The organism is Ahniella affigens (assembly GCF_003015185.1).
GTDB lineage: Bacteria > Pseudomonadota > Gammaproteobacteria > Xanthomonadales > Ahniellaceae > Ahniella > Ahniella affigens.
The window spans coordinates 5,559,361-5,578,888 of record NZ_CP027860.1; the positions used below are offsets into that span (position 1 = coordinate 5,559,361).

General features: G+C 61.0%; 12 protein-coding genes. 7 read left to right on the forward strand and 5 right to left on the reverse strand.

Annotated features, from left to right (window positions below; translation table 11 throughout):
• Window positions 1–2 precede the first annotated feature (2 nt).
• The 4 genes from C7S18_RS21510 (at window position 3) to C7S18_RS21525 (ending at window position 4,844) form a co-directional block, all read left to right on the forward strand.
• Window positions 3–944 carry a proline racemase family protein gene (locus tag C7S18_RS21510; protein ID WP_106893508.1) on the forward strand — a complete coding sequence of 314 codons (942 nt, stop codon included), beginning with the start codon at window positions 3–5 and terminating at the stop codon, window positions 942–944.
• Window positions 941–2,344, forward strand: coding sequence for an aldehyde dehydrogenase (NADP(+)) (locus C7S18_RS21515; RefSeq protein WP_106893509.1), 1,404 nt, complete (start codon window positions 941–943; stop codon window positions 2,342–2,344). The genes C7S18_RS21510 and C7S18_RS21515 overlap by 4 nt, the downstream gene beginning before the upstream one ends.
• Window positions 2,341–2,997, forward strand: coding sequence for a GntR family transcriptional regulator (locus C7S18_RS21520; RefSeq protein ID WP_106893510.1), 657 nt, complete (start codon window positions 2,341–2,343; stop codon window positions 2,995–2,997). Before C7S18_RS21515 ends, C7S18_RS21520 begins: the two co-directional genes overlap by 4 nt.
• Before the next feature lie 89 nt (window positions 2,998–3,086).
• Complete coding sequence (locus C7S18_RS21525) at window positions 3,087–4,844, forward strand: DUF885 domain-containing protein (RefSeq protein WP_106893511.1); 1,758 nt, start codon at window positions 3,087–3,089, stop codon at window positions 4,842–4,844.
• Between the two features lie 287 nt (window positions 4,845–5,131).
• Here C7S18_RS21525 and C7S18_RS21530 read toward each other — a convergent pair whose 3' ends face one another.
• From C7S18_RS21530 to C7S18_RS21540, 3 genes are all read right to left on the reverse strand, one after another.
• Window positions 5,132–8,371, reverse strand: coding sequence for a VPS10 domain-containing protein (locus C7S18_RS21530; RefSeq protein WP_106893512.1), 3,240 nt, complete (start codon window positions 8,369–8,371; stop codon window positions 5,132–5,134).
• A 250-nt stretch (window positions 8,372–8,621) separates the two neighbouring features.
• Window positions 8,622–9,101 (reverse strand): hypothetical protein, encoded by a 480-nt coding sequence (locus tag C7S18_RS21535; RefSeq protein WP_106893513.1) that lies wholly within the window; start codon window positions 9,099–9,101, stop codon window positions 8,622–8,624.
• 192 nt (window positions 9,102–9,293) lie between these two features.
• Window positions 9,294–10,085 (reverse strand): hypothetical protein, encoded by a 792-nt coding sequence (locus tag C7S18_RS21540; protein ID WP_106893514.1) that lies wholly within the window; start codon window positions 10,083–10,085, stop codon window positions 9,294–9,296.
• Window positions 10,086–10,831: 746 nt separating this feature from the next.
• Between C7S18_RS21540 and aspS the strand changes: the two genes are divergently transcribed.
• From aspS to C7S18_RS21555, 3 genes are all read left to right on the forward strand, one after another.
• Window positions 10,832–12,607, forward strand: coding sequence for an aspartate--tRNA ligase (gene aspS / locus C7S18_RS21545; protein ID WP_106893515.1), 1,776 nt, complete (start codon window positions 10,832–10,834; stop codon window positions 12,605–12,607).
• Between the two features lie 877 nt (window positions 12,608–13,484).
• Window positions 13,485–14,915 carry a coniferyl aldehyde dehydrogenase gene (locus C7S18_RS21550; protein ID WP_106893516.1) on the forward strand — a complete coding sequence of 477 codons (1,431 nt, stop codon included), beginning with the start codon at window positions 13,485–13,487 and terminating at the stop codon, window positions 14,913–14,915.
• A gap of 125 nt (window positions 14,916–15,040) precedes the next feature.
• Window positions 15,041–17,800 (forward strand): YVTN family beta-propeller repeat protein, encoded by a 2,760-nt coding sequence (locus C7S18_RS21555; protein ID WP_170113421.1) that lies wholly within the window; start codon window positions 15,041–15,043, stop codon window positions 17,798–17,800.
• Window positions 17,801–17,836: 36 nt separating this feature from the next.
• Here C7S18_RS21555 and C7S18_RS21560 read toward each other — a convergent pair whose 3' ends face one another.
• On the reverse strand, window positions 17,837–18,433 hold the full coding sequence (locus tag C7S18_RS21560) for a hypothetical protein (RefSeq protein WP_106893518.1): 597 nt from the start codon (window positions 18,431–18,433) through the stop codon (window positions 17,837–17,839).
• 141 nt (window positions 18,434–18,574) lie between these two features.
• Window positions 18,575–19,465, reverse strand: coding sequence for a cytochrome c (locus C7S18_RS21565; protein ID WP_106893519.1), 891 nt, complete (start codon window positions 19,463–19,465; stop codon window positions 18,575–18,577).
• Window positions 19,466–19,528: the final 63 nt, after the last annotated feature.

A 19,528-nucleotide genomic window follows, 5' to 3' on the forward strand; every position in this document is an offset into this window, starting at 1 on the left:
TCATGAGCGCGACCCGCATTCAGATTGTGGATTCTCATACCGGCGGCGAACCGACGCGGCTCGTCATCGCCGGCGGACCGGACCTCGGCAGTGGCACCATTGCCGAGCGTGCCAAGCGCTTCGCCGCCGAGTTCGATCACTACCGTTCGGCGATCGTCAATGAGCCGCGTGGTTCCGATGTGTTGGTCGGCGCCTTGCTGCTCGAAGCGAGTGCGCCGGAGGCCGCCTACGGCGTCATCTTCTTCAACAACGTCGGGCTGCTCGGCATGTGCGGTCACGGCATGATTGGCGTCATCGCGACGCTCGCGCATCTCGGCCGAATCAGTCCCGGAGTGCAACACATCGAGACGCCCGTGGGTGTTGTGCGGGCTGAATTGCTACCCGACGGCGCCGTGCGTATCGGCAATGTGCCAAGTCATCGCAAGGCGAAGCAGGTGGCGATTGATGTGCCCGGCATCGGCACGGTTCGCGGCGATGTCGCCTGGGGCGGCAACTGGTTTTTTCTCGTCGATGCGAGTGAGCACCGGCAGGCGCTGGTACTTCGCGATGTCGAGGCCTTGGTCGACTACAGCTGGAAGATTCGCCAAGCCGTGAATGCACAAGGTTATCCGGATGTCGATCATGTCGAGCTGTTTGCCAACACCGACACCGCCGACTCGCGCAACTTCGTACTGTGCCCCGGCAAAGCGTATGACCGCTCGCCGTGTGGCACCGGCACGAGCGCGAAACTCGCGTGCCTGGCGCTTGATGGCAAGCTTGAACCAGGCGCGACTTGGATTCAGGAAAGCATCCTCGGGACCCAATTCGAAGCGCGCTTTCATTGGGCCGACTCGGCCCAATCCGCCGTGTTGCCCAGCATTCAGGGACGCGCATCGGTGAACGCCGAAGCAACCTTGATCTTGGACCCGACTGATCCCTTCTGCTTTGGAATTCGCCCGCAATGAGTGCGCCGCTCCCTCATCACAGCCCGGCCGACGTGGCCACCCTGGCCGAAGCCGCAGCGCAAGCGTTTCCCGTGCTGGCACAAAGTAGTCCGGCAAAGCGCGCGCAATTGCTGCGTGCGATCGCCGATCAGATTGAAGCATTGGGCGACACGCTGATCGACTGCGTCTGCGCCGAATCCGCATTGCCGCGTGCCCGCGTGCAAGGTGAGCGCGGGCGAACGACCGCGCAGCTCCGCATGTTCGCGACGCTCGCCGAAGCCGATCTGTGGCGCGAGCCGAGAACCGATGATGCAGACCCGAATCGGCAACCCGCGCCGCGGCCACGCATTCACTCCGAGCGCCGACCGATTGGTCCGGTCGCGGTGTTCGGTGCCAGCAACTTTCCGCTCGCGTTCTCGGTTGCCGGCGGCGACAGTGCGAGTGCGCTGGCCATTGGCTGTCCGGTCGTGGCCAAAGCGCATCCGGCGCATCCGGAAACCTGCCGATTAATCTCGGGCGCGATCGACCGCGCGGTTGCCGCGTGCGCGCTGCCGCCAGCGGTTTTCCAGGTATTTTTCGAAAGCGGATTCGACGCCGGTCAGGCGCTGGTGCAACATCCGGCGATCAAAGCCGCAGCGTTCACCGGCTCGCGCCGAGGTGGCATGGCGTTGTGGCGACTCGCCCAGAATCGCCGTGATCCGATCCCGTTCTTCGCGGAGATGAGCAGCGTCAATCCGGTCTTCATCACGCCGGCTTGTGCGAAAGCTGATCCTGAGGGGCTCGCGACAGGACTCGTGGGTTCGATGACACTGGGTGTAGGTCAATTCTGCACGCAGCCCGGGCTCTTGTTTGTCACGCGCGATAGCGCGCCCGCGCTCGTCAGTGCGTTGATTCAACGCGTGCAGCAAGTCCCGCCAGGAACGATGCTGACGGCAGCGATGGCCGCGCACTATCGCGACTTGGTCGAAGCGCGACGCGCTGAAGCGAACGTGCAAGTGCTCGCGGAAGGTGCCGTTGCAAGCGATCCGCGACAGGCTCAGGCCATGCTATTCGGATGCGATCTCAGTACGTTCCTGAGCAACGACCGCCTGCAGGATGAAGTTTTTGGGCCGAGCAGCTTGGTGATAGAGGTCGACACGGTACAGGACTTCGAGACCGCAGTTGCCAATCTGGATGGCCAGCTGACAGCGACGCTCTGGCATCAGCCGGGAGAGCGCGACGCGTTCACGTCGTTACTGTGGCAGCTCGAACAGAAAGTCGGTCGCATTGTGTTCAACGGTTATCCGACCGGCGTTGAAGTCGGCAGCGCCACGGTTCACGGCGGACCGTTTCCGGCGTGTTCGGATGCACGCTTCACATCGGTCGGCACCCGCGCGATCGATCGGTTCCTGCGCGTGGTTGCCTGGCAGGAGCCCGCATGACTGAGCGCACCGGTCTGGCCCGAACGATCAGCTCCCAGCTGATCACCTATATCCGGAATCGCATTCTGGATGGCAGCTACGCAGCCGGCACGGCGTTGCTGCAGGATGCGATTGCAGCCGAATTCGGCGTCAGCAAAATTCCGGTGCGCGAGGCGCTGGTGCAGCTCAGCGCCGAAGGGTTGGTTGATGTCTTCGCGCATCGGGGCTTTCAGGTGCGTGGCACATCAGTATCGGAACTGGATGAACTGTTCCGGCTGCGCCTGCAGATCGAGCCGGATGCAGTCGCCAACGGTGCGCGTCTTGCGACGACAGCCGAACAACGCGAGGTGAAGCAATTGCTTGACGCGCTGAATGCGGCGACGGAGTCGCAAGATCCAAAGGTCGCTGACTTGAATCGCAGCTTTCATCTTGCGTTGATCTGTCCCGCCCAACAGCCGATCACCGCCGAGGTGCTGGGGCGTCTGCTCGTCCGGTCACAACGTTATGTGTTGCGGCATCTGGCGCCGCAAGGTCGGACGCGACGGGCGAAGACTGAGCACAACGTGCTCCATCGCTTGTGGCTCAAGCAAGACGCCGATGGCCTCCAGGAGGCGACGCGGACGCACATCGTCCGCACGCATGACGACCTCCGGCAATTACTGTCGGCACATTGACGGTGGCGCAGGAGAATGCGATTCCAGACGGATGCATCGCGACGACGTTGCATTCAAGATTCTTCAGTGCCCTTGCCCGGAGTAGTCCCATGATTCGAACCACACCGATCCGCTTGATCTGGTCCGCTGCGCTTTGTTGTGCGAGTGCTTTCGCATCGGCTTCTGATGCCGACCTGCAGGCCCTTTACGATAAAGAGTGGGCTTGGCGCATGAACGAGTTTCCTGGGATGGCGTCATACCTGGCGCTGGGTGGCCCCGCGCACACTCTGGGTAGCGTCGACGCCAAGGCGCAGCAAGAGCGGCTGACGTACTGGCGGGGCGTTCGCGACGCATTGGATCAACTCGATCAGAAGGACCTGTCTGACCTTGGTCGACTGAATGCGGCCGTGTATCGCTCGCAACTCGACGAGTTCATTGTCGGTATCGAGTCCAAGTCGTATCTGCTGCCGATGAATGGCGACTCCAGCTTCTATGGCGATGTCGAACAAGGCTTCGTCAACGATCAAATCAGTAGCACTGAGCAGGCTCAGGCTTACCTGGATCGCCTAGCCGATGTGCCGCGGTACTTCGACGAGCATGTCGTGCTCCTCAAGACGGGCTTGAAGACGGGCATGACCGTCCAGCAGATCGTGCTCGAAGGGCGAGAACAGCCCTTGGCAAAACTGGCTGCGGCGAAGCCGGAAGACACACCGTTCTATGCGCCGTTCAAAAAACTGCCAAACAGTTGGTCCGCCGACGATCAGGCCAAGTGGCGGGCCAAGGTCGCCAAGGTCATTGCCGACAAAGTCCAACCAGCGTGCGAACGTCTGCGCGCGTTCCTGAAAAACGAATACATTCCGAAGGCGCGCCAGACCCTTGCCGCCAAGGACCTGCCCGACGGCCTCGCTTACTATCAGGCGCAAATCAAGATCTACACGACGCTGGATGCAACGCCTGACGAGATTCACCAGATCGGTCTTGATGAAGTCGCGCGCATTCGTGCCGAGATGGAGCAAGTCAAGCAGGACGCAAAGTTCGATGGCGATCTGGCGGCGTTCATCCAGTTTCTGCGCACCGATCCGCAGTTCTATCCGAAGACGCCCAAAGCCCTGTTAGAGCGTGCGTCGTACATCGCCAAGCGGATCGACGGATTGCTGCCGCGATACTTCGGACATCTGCCGCGCCAGCCTTACGGTGTCGCGCCGGTGCCGGATTCGATCGCGCCGTTCTATACGGCCGGGCGCTATGTGCCGGGGTCCTTGCAGGCCAAGCAGTCTGGCACGTACTGGGTCAACACGTTCAAGCTGGAAGCACGACCGCTCTATGCGCTGCCGGCGCTGACGCTGCATGAGGCGGTACCGGGACATCACCTGCAAGGCGCGATTGCCGCCGAAGCCGACGACCTGCCGAATTTTCGGCGCTATTCGTACATCTCCGCCTATGGCGAAGGCTGGGCGCTCTACGGCGAGCACCTGGGCAAGGAAATGGGTATCTACGAAGATGCGTACGAGCAATTCGGGCGGCTGACGTACGAAATGTGGCGCGCGTGCCGCTTGGTCGTGGATACCGGATTGCACGCCAAAGGTTGGACGCGCGAGCAAGCCCGCCAATACCTGAAGGACAACACCGCGCTCAGCGAGCACGAGATTGGCACCGAAGTTGATCGCTACATTGGCTGGCCGGGTCAAGCACTGAGTTACAAGCTTGGCGAGATCGAGATCCGGAAGTTGCGTGCGGAGGCCGAGCAGAAGCTCGGAACCAAGTTCGATCTGCGCGCGTTTCACGACCATTTGCTTGGCCTGGGTTCTGTCCCCTTGCCAGTGTTGCGCAGTGCGATGCAGGAATGGATGGCAAAGCAGGCCGGCTGATCACTGACGCGGCAAACAGTTCAGTCGAACAGATTGCAGGGGCAGACCCCTGTGTCTGCCCCAGGCCTAGGTGTTTGCCTTAGATCTCTGTATTTGCCCAGCACCAGGCTCCAACGTGGACGCGCGGAACCAAGGCCGGCGTCATGTATTCGCGCGTCTGGAACCAGGGCAGACCCAGGGGTCTGCGCGCGAGGCTGGAAAGGCAGGGCAGACCCAGGGGTCTGCGCGCGAGGCTGGAACGGCAGGGCAGACCCAGGGGTCTGCCCTTACGGCGACATGATGCTGCGTTACAACGTCACCGGCTTGCCAAATGGCTGCAGCCGATACTTCAGGTCTTCGATCTCTTTCTGCAGCTTTGGCAGTTCGTCCGCATAGACTTTGCCGAGATTCTCAATGGCTTCTCGGGCATAGACTTCAGCGTGCTTGAGATACGCCTCCTGCGACGCTGTGACGGGACGCAGCGACGATCCGTAGAAGCTGCTGGCATCGCCCAGTCTGGAGAAGGCATCCGTACCGGCGGCAATGCCCTTGGTCACTTCCGGCGGCTGCCAGAGCTTCTTCTCGGCTTCGAGCAGCTTCTCTTTGAATGCACCGATCGACTTGATCAGTGCCTGCTGGGGATCCTTCTCATCGATATCGGTGCCGGGGTCACGTTCCTTGCGACGGTCTACGTCGGTTTTGGCAAGCGCCGCAACGCGATCCAGATCGGCGCGCAAATCCTGCAACTGGCGAATCGCATCCGTCAGCGCTTCCTGGGTCTTGCCATACGCCTGCCAGCTCGCCGCCTTGCGCTGATAGTCCGCAGCGGTCAGACCAAGTCTTGGATCGGGCAGCACATCCAGCGTCTGTTTGGATTCCTGCCCATCGAACTTCAACGTCACGTTGAACGTGCCTGGTACCACCGGAGCACTCGCGCCACCGCCCCACGGGCTTGGGGGCAACGGGGAGCGATAGGCGGTTTCGTTGAGGTCCCACACCACCCGATTCAGGCCTTGCGTCGGGCTCACTTCGAGCACGCGTACCAACCGACCCGCACCATCGCGGATTTCGATCTTGGCCTTGTCCGGCTTCGGTTTCTCGTCCTTGCCTGGCGTCTCGGGCTTGCGTAGCCGCTCGATATCCGCATCGGGATGCGGCAGATGCTTCGCGTCCAGCCAGAAGTTGATCAAGGCACCGTATTCGCGATTCTGGCCCTGGAATACCGACTGCGAATTGATCGTGTCGATCATGCCCTGGCGGACCTGAAACTGAATCGCCGGGCCGATCGGAAACAGCTGCTGGCTCGGGGTCTTGTCCTGCCGCGCGATCTCGCGCAGTGGGCGGATGTCATCGACGACGTACATCGCGCGACCATGCGTCGCAATGATCAAATCATGATCACGCTCGTGCACTGCCAAATCCATGACCGACGCGGTGGGCAGGCCTTGCGTGAACTTCTGCCAGTTCCGACCCGCATCGAACGACACATAAAGCCCCAATTCCGTACCGAGATACAGGAGTTGTTCAACGACCGGGTCTTCAAGCAACACGAGCGCATAACCGTCGATCTGCCCGTTGCTGAGCGACACCCAGCGCTCGCCATAATTTTCGACCCGGAAGACGTACGGCTTCTTGTCGTTGCGGCGGTGGTTGTCGAACACGACGAACGCCGTGCCTGGATCCTTCGCCGACAGATTGATGTGCGGCACCCACGTATCGGCGGGCACGCCCTTGGCACCGGTGGCCACGTTCTTCCAAGTCTTACCGCCATCGCGTGTGACCTGCACACGTCCGTCGTCGGTGCCCACCCAGATCACCCCGCGCTCCAGTTTGCTCGGGTTGATGGCCACAATCGTGGTGTGGTTTTCGGCCGACGTCACATCGGGCGTCAGGCCGCCGCTTTCAAAGCTCTTCTGCTTTTCGGGGTCGTTGCTCGTCAGGTCGGGCGAAATGATCTCCCAACTGCTGCCGCGATCTGAGGACTTATGCAAAAACTGGCTGCCGAAATAAATGGTGCCCGCATCAAATGGATCCTGCGCCAGGCCGGCGTTCCAGTTGAATCGCAGACGCGTCTTGGCATCCGGTGCAGAGGGCCGGATCAGCACGCGTTCACCCGTATCGAGGTTCCAGCGAATCAGATAGCCGTCCTGACTCATCGCGTAACCTTGGCGGGCGTTCGACGGGTCGGGCAGGGTATCGAACCCATCACCAAAGCCGACTTCGACCCAGTGCGAATTGCGGATCGGGCCTTGTTCCCAAGTCGATGACGGGCCGCGCCAGGAACCGTTGTCCTGCAGGCCGCCGTAAACGTTGTATGGCGTCTCTAAGTCGTAACGCACATGGTAGAACTGCGCCAACGGCAGGTTCGTCACAAAGCGCCAGGACTCACCGCGGTCGTAGCTGATGCCCACGCCACCATCGTTGCCGTTGACCAAATGCCGTGGATTCTTCGGGTTGATCCACAAAGCATGATTGTCTGGGTGCAAGTGCTGCAGGCCAATCAGCTGGCCAAACGTCTTGCCACCATCGTTGGAAACATCGACAAAGGTGTGGACGCGATAGAGGCGATCCGGGCGCTCGGGGTCGACACGCAGATCAGCGTAGTAGAACGGGCGCCCCGATACGTTGATGTCCTTATTGACGGTCTCGAACGTGTATCCGCCATCGTTGGAGCGCAGCAGCGCGCTGTCCTTGGCCTCCACCAGCGCATACACGACCCGCGGATCGCTCGGCGCAATCGCCAGCCCAATCCGACCGAGCTCCCCGGCCGGCAGACCATCCTTGGCGGTCGCCTGGCGCCAGCTGTCGCCACCATCGACACTCATGTACAAACCGCTGCCCGGCCCGCCTGATTTGAAGAACCAGGGCCAGCGCCGGAACTCCCACATATTGGCAAACAACTTTTCGGGGCTGCTTGGATCCATGACCAATTCGGCCGCGCCGGTTTTTTCGTCGACGTAGAGCACTTTCTGCCAGGACTTGCCGCCGTCGCGCGTGCGAAACACACCGCGTTCGCTGTTCTCGCCCCAGAGATGGCCCATCGCCGCGACGTAGACCGTGTCGGGATCGCGCGGATGCGGAATGATGCGATGAATGCGCTCACTGTCGGCAAGCCCCATGAACTGCCAGGTCTTGCCTTGGTCGAGCGACCGGTACACGCCGCCGCCGACTGATGCCGAGTTCCGCACATTGCCCTCGCCCGTGCCGACCCACACCACGTTCGGGTTGATCGGTGACACCGCGATGGCGCCGATGGCATGCACGCGTTCGCGATCGAACACGGGGGTCCAGTGCATGCCACCATTTGTTGATTTCCAGACACCGCCGGTGGCTGCGCCAACAAAGATGACGTTGTTGTCGTGTGGGGATACGTCGATGGCCGCGACGCGGCCACTCATGCCTGCCGGCCCAATGCTGCGTGCCTTCAGGCCGGCAAGCAGGGCTGGGTCGGGCGAATGGGCAGGCGCCTGGCTGGCGATTAGCGCCAGAAGCAATGCCAACCAGCAGAAACGCGTCAATCGTTGAAATCGGAACAGCGATGGCTTCATGCAAGACCTCGTTGAGTTCGATAGGACACCAGGCACACTGCAACCCCGGCAGGAACCTGGACGGTAGCAGGCCCGCTGCAAGAAGCCGTCATGAACGCCGGGTTGACGTGCTGGTTTGCACGAAGTTACACGTCGGCGCAGGCAAGCGGACGAGTCAGAAGTTTGGGATGGTTTCCGCTCGGCCCACTGCCGCGGGCCCTGAAAGGTCGGGTGAGTACCACCCTCGACGCGTCTTTATCAGATAGGTTCGTCAGAAGTCGAACCGACTGCGCGGCTTCTCGGCACGCGGAGCCTGCGGGGTCAGGCTGATCGACTCGATCTTGGCGAGCAGGGACTTGATGTTGTCAGCCCAGCGGTTTGCGGCCGGTGGCTTCGGCGGCGGCCCGACGACCTTAGCGGCCACCGGGCCGGGCGGGCCGGCCTTCACTTGGTGCAACGCATCGACGGCGAACCGGTCCCAACGCAGGAAGTGCGCCACCGGTACAGTAACCCATTCCATGTTGGGCGTCGCACGGCCGAGCGGGTCCCAGAACTTGGTGCCATTCAATGCCAAGGCCTGCAGGCGCGAACGCCCGCGCAGCCGAAACCCCATGCCGTCGTTATGAAACACCATGAACGGCTCGCCCCGGTACATGGCCGACGGCCGACCGAACAAAGGGGCGCCGGTTACCTCATGGGCGCGGATCATGTATTCCATGATCGTATCGAAGCGAGTGCGGGCATTGGCCATGGTCCAAGATTAGCAGCTTGCTCGATTCCAAAACCGTCGGGTGGGTTGGGGTCTGAATCACTGAGCGCGGGATACAGCCGTGCCCCGGGAATGCCGCCAGCGTAAGGCAAGGCCCGCCAGATTGAGCGCTACCGGGCGTTGGCGCCAGGGGCCTGGCGGCCCCGGATTCCGTCTATCGGTGTACGTTTATCGTCAGCCGTCGATCGCAAAGTCGAATGCAAACGATGTTCCGGCCTGATCGTAGAACATGTTCCAGAAACTACCTGAAGCCGACCCCGGGTTGTAGAGAAATGCGTATTGACCGGGCTTCAGCGGCTCGTTGAATGTCAGGACATAAAGTCCGGTCTCGTCCTGCTCGGTGTTGAACTGGATCTCCCGGTCGCTATACGAACCTTGGAAAACAATGAAGCGATCCTGCCGCTTCTTGTGCAGGCCCAGATTCACGAGTCGGATATTGAGTGGATCCAGTGACGTCCGGAACTGCAACTCGTGACTCTCGACCGCGTTCTTGGAGACAGCGCCGTCAATGAAGATGAATAGCTCAGGTTGGGCAAAGGCGCCGTAATACGGAATCCAGGCTTTGCGGCGAGAGATTTCCTTCACCACCTTCGTCGGCGTAATGCGCTGCAGGTTATCGTCCGGGCCGACATAGAACTGACTTTCCGAACCCGCATTGGTGCCGCCTGCGCCCATCAGCGTTGCGAGCGGATGCGCCGGTGCCGTGCTGGCCGCCGGGCCCGCGGGTTTGCTGCCCGCCGAGATCATCGCCGCGATGATCGGATTGGGGATCTTGGCCTTTTGCAGATCGGCCAGAGCCGTAGTGCTGGTATCGAACCGGCTGGGACCTGCATCAATCTTGGCCAAGATGATTTCTTCGTTGAGGCCAAGTTCAACCATTTGTTTGATCGTGTCGTTTGTGACCAGCTCATTGGCAAGCGAGCAACTGGTCCAAAGCAGACAAAACAGAACACAAAAAATGCGCATCGGAGTCTCCACCCAAGTAGTCAGCACATGCTGTGACGTGATGGTATCGGGCAGTTTCTGCGCCTAGCGCCCGTCGAAGAACGGTAATGGCGACGTTTTGCGCGAATTTGCGTTCAGGCACGAGAATCTGCAAACCCAACTTTGGGTCGCGCCCCGGCGGGAAGATTTTCGAGGTGCGTTCTGATCGCACCGAGGGTGCGTCAATTCGCAAATCAAACTGCGCGCCTCGAACCAATGTGCCGCGTGCCGCGTGCCGACTGCCGCCACGCCAGGAAAATAGACTGTGTGGAAACGTTAGTAGATTGCGGGGCTTCCCCAAAGTCGTCATCCCGACGAAAGTCGGGACCCAGAGTACTTGCGACACAGTCGCGAGATTGCCCTGGGTCCCGACTTTCGTCGGGATGACGACAACGAACAGAGCGCCATTGCGGCGGCGTATCGCCGCATCATGGTGGCTGGCGAGGTTGTTTCCACATAGTCTGGAAAAATGGCATCCCGGCTGGCTTTCGTCACCCGATTGCGCCACAAAGTGGATTCCAGTTCTTGCTGGAATGACAACAAGAACAATGCCTTGGGCGATGTTTGGGGTAAGGGTGGCAGGCCCAAAGCGTGGCTAAAAACAGGCCAAATCAGGGGTGATTTGCGCGTTCCAGCCCTGCCGTTTTAGCATGGCGGGCTGTTTTCCCCCTTTTTACCCGGCGCACCGCCCTAGTGGTACGCGCCGAATCGTGTCTCTGGAGCAGGTCATGCGTAGTCATAATTGTGGTCTTGTCGATGAATCCCTGATCGGGCAAACCGTCACCTTGTGCGGCTGGGCGAATACGCGGCGCGATCATGGTGGCGTGATCTTCATCGATCTGCGTGATCACGAAGGCCTGGTGCAGACGGTCATCGAGCCGGACAACCAAGCTGGCTTCAAGGCCGCTGAATCGGTGCGCTACGAGTTCTGCCTGCGCATCACGGGCACGGTCCGCGCGCGCCCGGCCTCGCAGGTCAATGAGCGGCTCCGCACCGGCAAGATTGAAGTCGTCGCCGAAACCGTCGAAGTGCTGAACGCCGCCGCGCCGCTGCCGTTCATGATGGACGACACGCCGGGCGAAGACGTGCGCCTGAAGTACCGCTACCTCGACATCCGCCGCCCGTTCATGCAGAAGGCGCTGCGCATTCGCACGAAGCTGACGCAGGAAATCCGTCGCTTCCTCGATGCGCGTGGCTTCCAAGACATCGAAACACCGATCCTGACCAAGGCCACGCCGGAAGGCGCGCGCGACTATCTGGTGCCGAGCCGCGTGCATCCAGGCGAGTTTTACGCCCTGCCGCAATCGCCGCAGCTGTTCAAGCAGTTGCTGATGATGGCCGGCATGGATCGCTATTACCAAATCGCCCGCTGCTTCCGCGATGAAGACCTGCGCGCCGATCGCCAGCCGGAATTCACCCAGCTCGACATGGAGTTCGCGTTCGTTGAAGAGCGCGATGTGCAGGACACCGTTGAGGACATGATCCGCCATCTGTTCCGCACCGTCGTTGACGTCGAACTGGCCAATCCGTTCCCGCGCATGACCTATGCCGATGCGATGCGTCGCTATGGCTCGGACAAGCCGGACCTCCGGATTGATCTGGAACTGATCGACGTGGCGGAAGCGGTCAAGCATGTCGAGTTCAAGGTGTTCTCGGGTCCGGCCAAAGACCCAGGTGGTCGCGTGGCGTGTCTGCGCGTGCCGAATGGCGCGGAGATGACCCGCAAGCAGCTCGATGACCTCGGCCTCTACGTCGCCAAGTACGGCGCCAAGGGTCTGGCCTGGATTCGCATCGACGACCTGAGCAAGGGCCGCGAAGGACTGACGTCGCCAATCGTCAAGTTCCTCGACGATCAAGCGATCGATGGCATCTTCAAGGCCGTCGGCGCACAACAGGGCGACGTGCTGTTCTTCGGCGCGGGCCCGTACAAGATCGTCTCCGACTTCATGGGCGCGCTGCGCTTGAAGGTCGGTAAGGACATGGGCTTAGTTGCGAACCGCTGGGCACCGCTCTGGGTCACCGACTTCCCGATGTTCGAGTACGACGACGAAGCCAAGCGCTACGTCGCGCTGCATCACCCGTTCACGGTGCCAAAGATCGACGACATCGCTGATCTGAAGGCGAATGCGCTGACCTCGGTCAGCCGCGGCTACGACTGCGTGTTGAACGGCAATGAGATCGGCGGCGGCTCGATTCGTATCCATCGCCCGGACATGCAGAGCGCGGTGTTCGACCTGCTCGGTATCAGCACCGAAGAGGCCGAGTTGAAGTTCGGCTTTCTGCTCGATGCCTTGAAGTACGGCGCGCCGCCGCACGGTGGCATTGCGTTCGGCATCGACCGCATTTCGGCGCTGATGGTCGGCACGGAATCGATCCGCGACGTGATTGCGTTCCCGAAGACCGCGTCGGCGACCTGCCTGATGACCTCGGCGCCGTCCGTGGTGCCGGAGCAGCAGTTGCAGGAATTGCACATTCGCGTGGCGAAGCCGGAAAAGAAGGCCTGAGTATCGGCGCAGGGCGATACCTGCGGGCATTGCGGTAGTGACCGTCGTCGGTAGCACGGCGCAGACTAGAACCCTACCCCGGCGCCAGCCGCGCCTTGTGCTGACAGCCCCCTATTGTCGTCACCCCGGACTTGATCCGGGGTGAGGTTCAATCTGGCGGCATTCCCGAATTCGTGCCTGCCAGACTGTGTGAAAACGTCGGGGCAGAGCAAATTTCGTTGTTACAGCACAGTCTCCGTATGACCGAAAAAGCGTCGAACCCACCCCGGATCAAGTCCGGGGTGACGAGAGGTGGATTGGGTATCAATGGGAAACCGCTCCCTACTGGCGCCGGAAGCACCGGTTCTGCCTCGGCGGACACGCTCGCGACTCGTCACCCCGGACTTGATCCGGGGTGAGGTTCAATCTGGCGGCATTCCCGAATTCGTGCCTGCCAGACTGTGTGAAAACGTTGGGGCAGAGCAAATTTCGTTGTTACAGCACAGTCTCCGTATGACCGAAAAAACGTCGAACTCACCCCGGATCAAGTCCGGGGTGACGAGAGGTGGATTGGGTATCAATGGGAAACCGCTCCCTACTGGCGCCGGAAGCACCGGTTCTGCCTCGGCGGACACGCTCGCGACTCGTCACCCCGGACTTGATCCGGGGTGAGGTTCAATCTGGCGGCATTCCCGACTTCGTGCCTGTCAGACTGTGTGAAAACGTTGGGGCAGAGCAAATTTCGTTGTTACAGCACATCTCCGTATGACCGAAAAAACGTCGAACCCACCCCGGATCAAGTCCGGGGTGACGAGAGGTGGATTGGGTGAAATGTCGGATCAACCATAGCGGTCTCCCCGCAAATGGCGCCACAATCAGCGCCCCAGGAGCGTGAACCATGGCCGCGAATCTGCAAGTCATCAAATCGGAATCCTCGCGTAGCGAATTGCAGGAGAGCTTCGAGCGTCTGCGTGCCGCGTCCCGGTCGCACACGCCCGATTATCAAGAGCGCCTCGCCAGCCTGAAAAAGCTGCGCGTCGTGTTCGAGGCCAAACTGCCGGCGCTGATTCAGGCCATGGATGCGGACTTCGGGCAACGTTCGCGGCATGAGTCCGAACTCGCCGACGGTTACATCGTGCTGAAAGAGCTCGATTTCCAGATCAAGCATTTGCGTCGGCATATGCGCCCGGAGCGGCCGCCGGTCGGCACTGCGATTCAGCCGGCCCGCACCGAGATCCGCTATCAGCCACTCGGCGTAATCGGCGTCATCTCACCGTGGAACTACCCGGTGCAATTGGCCTTGAACCCATTGATCGGCGCGATCGCGGCCGGCAATCGGGTCATGGTCAAGCCGTCTGAGTTCACCCCCAAGACCAGCCATTTGATCGCCGAATTGCTGAGCGAGGCGTTTACTCCGGACCAAGTGGTCACCGTGCTCGGTGGGGTCACCACGGCGTCCGCCATGACCAGCTTGCCGTTCGACTACCTGGTGTTTACCGGCTCGACTGAAGTCGGCCGCAAGGTGATGGCCGCTTGTGTGTCCTCGTTGACCCCATGCACGCTCGAACTCGGCGGCAAATCGCCAGTATTGATCACGCCCGACTATCCGATCGCGCATGCGGCCGACCGCCTGATTGCCGGCAAGTGCCTGAATGCCGGCCAGACCTGCATTGCGCCCGATTATGTGTTCGTCGAACAATCCAAAGTCGATGAATTGGTTGCAGCGTTGAAAGCCCGTTTCGCGAAGGCTTACCCCGATTTCGAACATACCCGCGACTACACTGCCGTAATCAACGAGCGGCAATGGCAGCGCCTCACTGGGTGGCGTGACGACGCCAAGGCCGCAGGTGCGCGCATTGAGCCGCTCGCATCCTACGAATCAGCCACGCGCCGGATTCTGCCGTTGACCTTGGTGATCAACGCACCCGACAACACCAAGATCATGCACGAAGAAATCTTCGGGCCGCTGATGATTCTGTGGCCCTACACGAAGATCGAAGACTGCTTGAACATCATCAAGGCACGGCCGCGGCCGCTCGCGTTTTATCTGTTCGACCGCAACAGCAGTCGCCGCGATCAGATCCTGAGCCAGATTGTGGCCGGTGGCGTGACCGTCAACGACATCCTGCTGCATTTCGGTGATACGAATCTGCCCGTCGGCGGCGTGGGTGACAGCGGCATGGGCACCTATCACGGTACGGCGAGTTTCAAGACGTACTCGAAGGCCACAGCCACCGTGTATCAATCGCGTTTCAACACCACCGGCCTATTTGCACCGCCCTATGGCAAGTTGCAGGATTGGATTCTGAAAATGCTGCGGGCGTTTTGATTGTCCGAGTGCCATGTATGCAAGGCGGCGCCGGGCCATCCGAAGTTTCGGCACTTCTGACAAATCGAACTCCTGAATTCCGCTAACCCCATAAAGCCCGCTCCGGGCGAATGGGATTGGCGGTCATGATTCAAGTTTTTCGGCATCACCTTGCTCGGGCAACATTCCGCTTGTTTCCGCTTGTCGGATGCCTCGCGATCGGGACGCTGGCGCCACTTGCGATCGCCACCGAGGCGCCAAAAGCGAGCCTGCCCGACGCGCCCACCATTGGCACGGTCACCGTCGGCAACGGCCAAATGCGCGTTGCGTTCTCACCGCCAGCGTCAAATGGCGGTAGTCCGATCACGGCTTACGTCGCCACGTGCGGCAGTCGTAGCGCGACCGGCACCACCTCGCCGATCTCGGTGATCGGGCTGCCGAATCAAGTCAGCGCACAATGCAGTGTATTCGCGCGAAACGCGAACGGCGATGGGCCGAGTTCGGCGCAATCGCCCGCGCAGATCGTCGGCACCAGTGATGTCCAGGTGTTCATTCCAAAGCTTGGCGAAGCAGCCGTGTCGGTGTTAAACGCCAGCAATGGTGCGGCGCTTGCGAATATTGGCATTGCGGCGGGGCAATCCGGCGTCGCGGCGAGTCCGGATGGCGCACGCGTCTATGTCGCCGGTCAGGCACTCAATCAGGTGACCGTCATTGATACGCTGACGCGCGCGGTGGTCACGCAGATCCCAGTGGGCCCCGCACCGTGGTCGCTCGCGGTGTCGCCCGACAGTGCGCGCGTGTACGCGACGAACAGCGGCAACAACACGGTTTCTGAAATCGACGCGAGTACGAACACCGTCACGCGCAATTACACGGTCTTCAACTTTCCGTACGGCATCGCAATGTCGCCCGGGGGGCGCTATGTCTATGTGACGAATGCGGGCACCAACGCGATTTCGGTGATAGACACGTTCACGCAACAGGTGCTCGGCCCTTTCACCGCGGCGATGGATAGCTATGCCATTGCCACGAGTCCCGATGGCAACCGGGTCTACGTGGCATCGGTCAGTGCCAACCTGTTGGTGGCGATCGATGCGAATACCTTTGGTGCCCTCTCTAGTGTCGGCGTCGGCTCATCGCCGAACGCCATCGTGGTCAGTCGCAATAGCCAGCGCATCTATGTCAGCAACTCGAACGGCAATTCGATTTCGGTCGTCGATGCCGCCACGATGGCGGTGGTCGCAACCATCCCCGTGAATACACGCCCGTATGGGCTCGATGTCAGTCCAGATGGTACGCGCTTGTGGGTGGCGCATGCGGTCGGCAGTGCAGTCACTGTGATCGATACGACCACCAACTCGGTACTTAGCACGCACTCAATCGGCAGCACGGCGTATTCGGTCGGCCGGTTCGTCAGCTATGCCGGCGTCGAGCCCTCGCCCGACGCGATTCAGCCTGAGTTTGCCTACGTCGGTCAGGCCTACTCATTCTCGGTGCCAGTCACCGGCACCCCGCGGCCTTCCGTCACCATGATCCATGGTGAGCTGCCGCCGGGATTGAGGTTTGATCCGGCCGCGGGCGCGATCGTTGGAACGCCGACCACCGTGGGTACCTACTTCCCGATTTTTAGCCTGACCAATGGTGTCGGCAGTACGGCGAGCGTGCTCACACGCATGGTCGTGCTGCCCGGCGTTCCTGCCCAACCAACGATTACCAACATTGTGCCGGGCGATGGGCAAGTGGTCGTCTCGTTCAATCCCCCCGCGGTCGATAACGGCGCTCCGGTCACGTTCTACAACGTGTTCTGCGATCACGCGCTCTTTGTGGGGACGGGGACGACGTCACCGATTACGGTGCAGGTGACCAACGGGCTCGCAACCCGCTGCCGGGTGACCGCGATCAACAGTGTGGGGCCGAGTGCGGCGTCCGAGTTTTCGGCAATCGTCATTCCGGGCGTCGCCCCCCAGTTCAGCAGCACGAGCTTGCCAGCAGGCACGTACGGACAGCCGTATTCGTACACGCTGACCGCAACCGGCGCGCCCGCACCGATCTTTGCATTCGATGCGGGCATGCTGCCGAACGGTCTCAGTTTTGATGCGGGGACAGGCACCATCAGCGGCACACCACTGGAAGCAGCGGACGATCCACCACGAAGCCTGACCTTCTCGGCGATCAATGCACTCGCGATCGTGCCGCGCGTGTTCGAACTGCGCATCGACCCCGTGGTGCCCGACGCGCCGATGGCGGTCAGTGCAACCGCCGGCAATGGTGTGGCCAGCATCCAGTTCAGCGCACCGATGCAAACGGGTGGCGCGCCGGTGCTCGATTACACCGTCCGCTGTGATCCTGGCAATGTGAGCGCGACTGATTCGAGTTCGCCGATTCAGTTGAGTCTGACGAATGACCAGTTTCACACCTGCAACGTGTCGGCGCGTAACCGAGTCGGATCGGGACTCGCGTCACCAAGCATTCGCGTGTTGCCGAGAAGCAGCACCGTAGCCGATCTCGGTATTACGATCAGCAACCATCAGACAGGCGTCAACGGTGGGTCGCCAGTGACCTATGACATCACGGTTAGCAATGCCGGCGCTGCGGGTGTGCAGGGTGCAACCGTACACACCGATTTGGGCGGAGACTTTGTCGATCTGCAATGGACGTGTACGGCCAGCGTTGGCGCGTACTGCCCGAGCAGCGGCACGGGCGAAGTGAATGTCTCGGCGGACCTATTGGCCGGCAGCAGCTTACAAATACAACTCACCGCAACCCCATTACCTAACCCGGAGACGCCGGTTTCAGCCATCGCCTCAATCACTGAGCCCGCCGACACGACCGATAGTCAGCAGAGCAACAATCTTGCGTCTGACGGACCTGATTGGCGCGGTGTGTTCCGCGATGGCTTCGAGTGATCCCGGGCAGCGCGTCCAGTGTTTCCGTGAATCGCTTCAGGATTCGAAACTATCCACAAACAAAGGCGTTTCGCCAGGCAACGGGGTGGTGATCGCCGCCCCGCTGTCCTCATAGCACCAAGCCTGAATGTTCAGCGGAAAGCCCAGCGGCGGGGAACTACTCAAGAAAATCCAGCCGTAGCGGATCGCGTTTTCCGGTTCCTGCTGGAAGCGCACGCCCAGAAAGCCGCTCGCGCCCGCTTGCCAGGCACTGGTATCGCCGGTGAACGCGGCACGCGAAAAGGTCGAAGCGGGGCCGATCAGCTGCCCCGGTGGCAGCACCGCGTAGCTGTCCCCAGACGTGACCACGCCGGCGCCATTGGTGGCCGCCGAGCCCCAGTAGAACTTCAGTTGCCCGACCGGATCCGAATTCTGGGCGGCATAGGGATTGATATCAAAGCCAGGAACACTGGCTTCAGTGGTCCCGGAAACGTTGGTGACCAGATTCAGGTACAGGCCCTCGCCCGTCGCAGGAACATTGAGCGGCAAGGTCTGGGGGCATTGCACGGCGGCGTTTGCCGTGGCGCCGGCGAGCGCGCATACACCGATCGACTGGAGCAGCAATTTCAACACACGGGCAGAAGTCAGGGACATGGGGTGAGCAGCTCTGGAATCGTCCGTTCACTCTAGCAGGCAAGCATTCTGGGCTCATCCAAGTGGCGGCATACGAGATGCTGGAACGCTCCCGAACCGACGATTCTGGATGGGTCGTGTTCGATCGTTAGCAACGTCTCTTCAATTGCGCTGGTTGGCCGCAGGCAAACTCTGGAAATAACGATACAGCGCCTCAACCTCCGTGTCGCTCATGGCAGAGAACGCATTCCAGGGCATGTTGTCCGGCAGCATCTGCCGCCCGTCGGGGCGAACGCCGGTGCGCAAGGTGGTGCTGAATTGCGCGAGGGTCCAACTGTGACTCTCGCCGGCAGCGCTCAGATTGGCGGCCGGAGGATGATCGGGAGGCATGCCCGGGATGGGACCACCGGCAAAATTGCGGCCGTGACAACCCGTGCAGATTTGCGCCAGATAACGGCCGTGCTCGGCGCTGGCATCGGCCGCCTGCTCGGTCGGCAACTGCGTATGATCGATACGCTCGGCCGCCAACAAGGGCAGCTGGCCCGCGCCTAACAGCGCCTTGCCGAGCAGATTCAATTGCATCTTGGGATGGTCGCGATCCACTGCGGGCACGCTCTTGAGATAGCCAAGCAGATTCGCGAAATCGGTTTCCGTCATGTTGGTGTTGTCATCACTTGGCATGACCAGGAGCGCGCGGCCACTTGGCCCGACACCATGCCGGATGGCTCGCTGCCAATCGGCATCCTGAAAGGCGCTGACCACACTGCCCTGGCCGCGGGTCAAGTTCGGCGCAATCAGCATGCCGATCGGTGTGTCAGCAATCAGCTGCCCGCCCAGATCGTCGCCATGACAACCAAGGCAGCCACGAATCGTGGCGATCCGTTTGCCCTCGACGATATCGGCCTCGGCGGCGGGCACACTTGGCACGGCAACATTGATGTCCCAGTGCTGGTTCAAGACCGCCGCGCCGCGCCAGACCAGCACGCCAAACAGCACGGTCAGCATGGCCACAAACACCAACAAGCCCTTCAGAATTCGCTTGATCCAGCGCATGGCATCAGCCTCCGTCCAATGAATGGAACGCAGCAATAGAACGGTCCAAAACCACCGACATCC

Bases quoted from the DNA above. Each gene is read 5' to 3' on its own strand.
- C7S18_RS21510 (WP_106893508.1), top strand. From the start codon at position 3: ATGAGCGCGACCCGCATTCAGATTGTGGATTCTCATACCGGCGGCGAA.
- C7S18_RS21515 (WP_106893509.1), top strand. From the start codon at position 941: ATGAGTGCGCCGCTCCCTCATCACAGCCCGGCCGACGTGGCCACCCTG.
- C7S18_RS21520 (WP_106893510.1), top strand. From the start codon at position 2,341: ATGACTGAGCGCACCGGTCTGGCCCGAACGATCAGCTCCCAGCTGATC.
- C7S18_RS21525 (WP_106893511.1), top strand. From the start codon at position 3,087: ATGATTCGAACCACACCGATCCGCTTGATCTGGTCCGCTGCGCTTTGT.
- C7S18_RS21530 (WP_106893512.1), bottom strand. From the start codon at position 8,371: ATGAAGCCATCGCTGTTCCGATTTCAACGATTGACGCGTTTCTGCTGG.
- C7S18_RS21535 (WP_106893513.1), bottom strand. From the start codon at position 9,101: ATGGCCAATGCCCGCACTCGCTTCGATACGATCATGGAATACATGATC.
- C7S18_RS21540 (WP_106893514.1), bottom strand. From the start codon at position 10,085: ATGCGCATTTTTTGTGTTCTGTTTTGTCTGCTTTGGACCAGTTGCTCG.
- aspS (WP_106893515.1), top strand. From the start codon at position 10,832: ATGCGTAGTCATAATTGTGGTCTTGTCGATGAATCCCTGATCGGGCAA.
- C7S18_RS21550 (WP_106893516.1), top strand. From the start codon at position 13,485: ATGGCCGCGAATCTGCAAGTCATCAAATCGGAATCCTCGCGTAGCGAA.
- C7S18_RS21555 (WP_170113421.1), top strand. From the start codon at position 15,041: ATGATTCAAGTTTTTCGGCATCACCTTGCTCGGGCAACATTCCGCTTG.
- C7S18_RS21560 (WP_106893518.1), bottom strand. From the start codon at position 18,433: ATGTCCCTGACTTCTGCCCGTGTGTTGAAATTGCTGCTCCAGTCGATC.
- C7S18_RS21565 (WP_106893519.1), bottom strand. From the start codon at position 19,465: ATGCGCTGGATCAAGCGAATTCTGAAGGGCTTGTTGGTGTTTGTGGCC.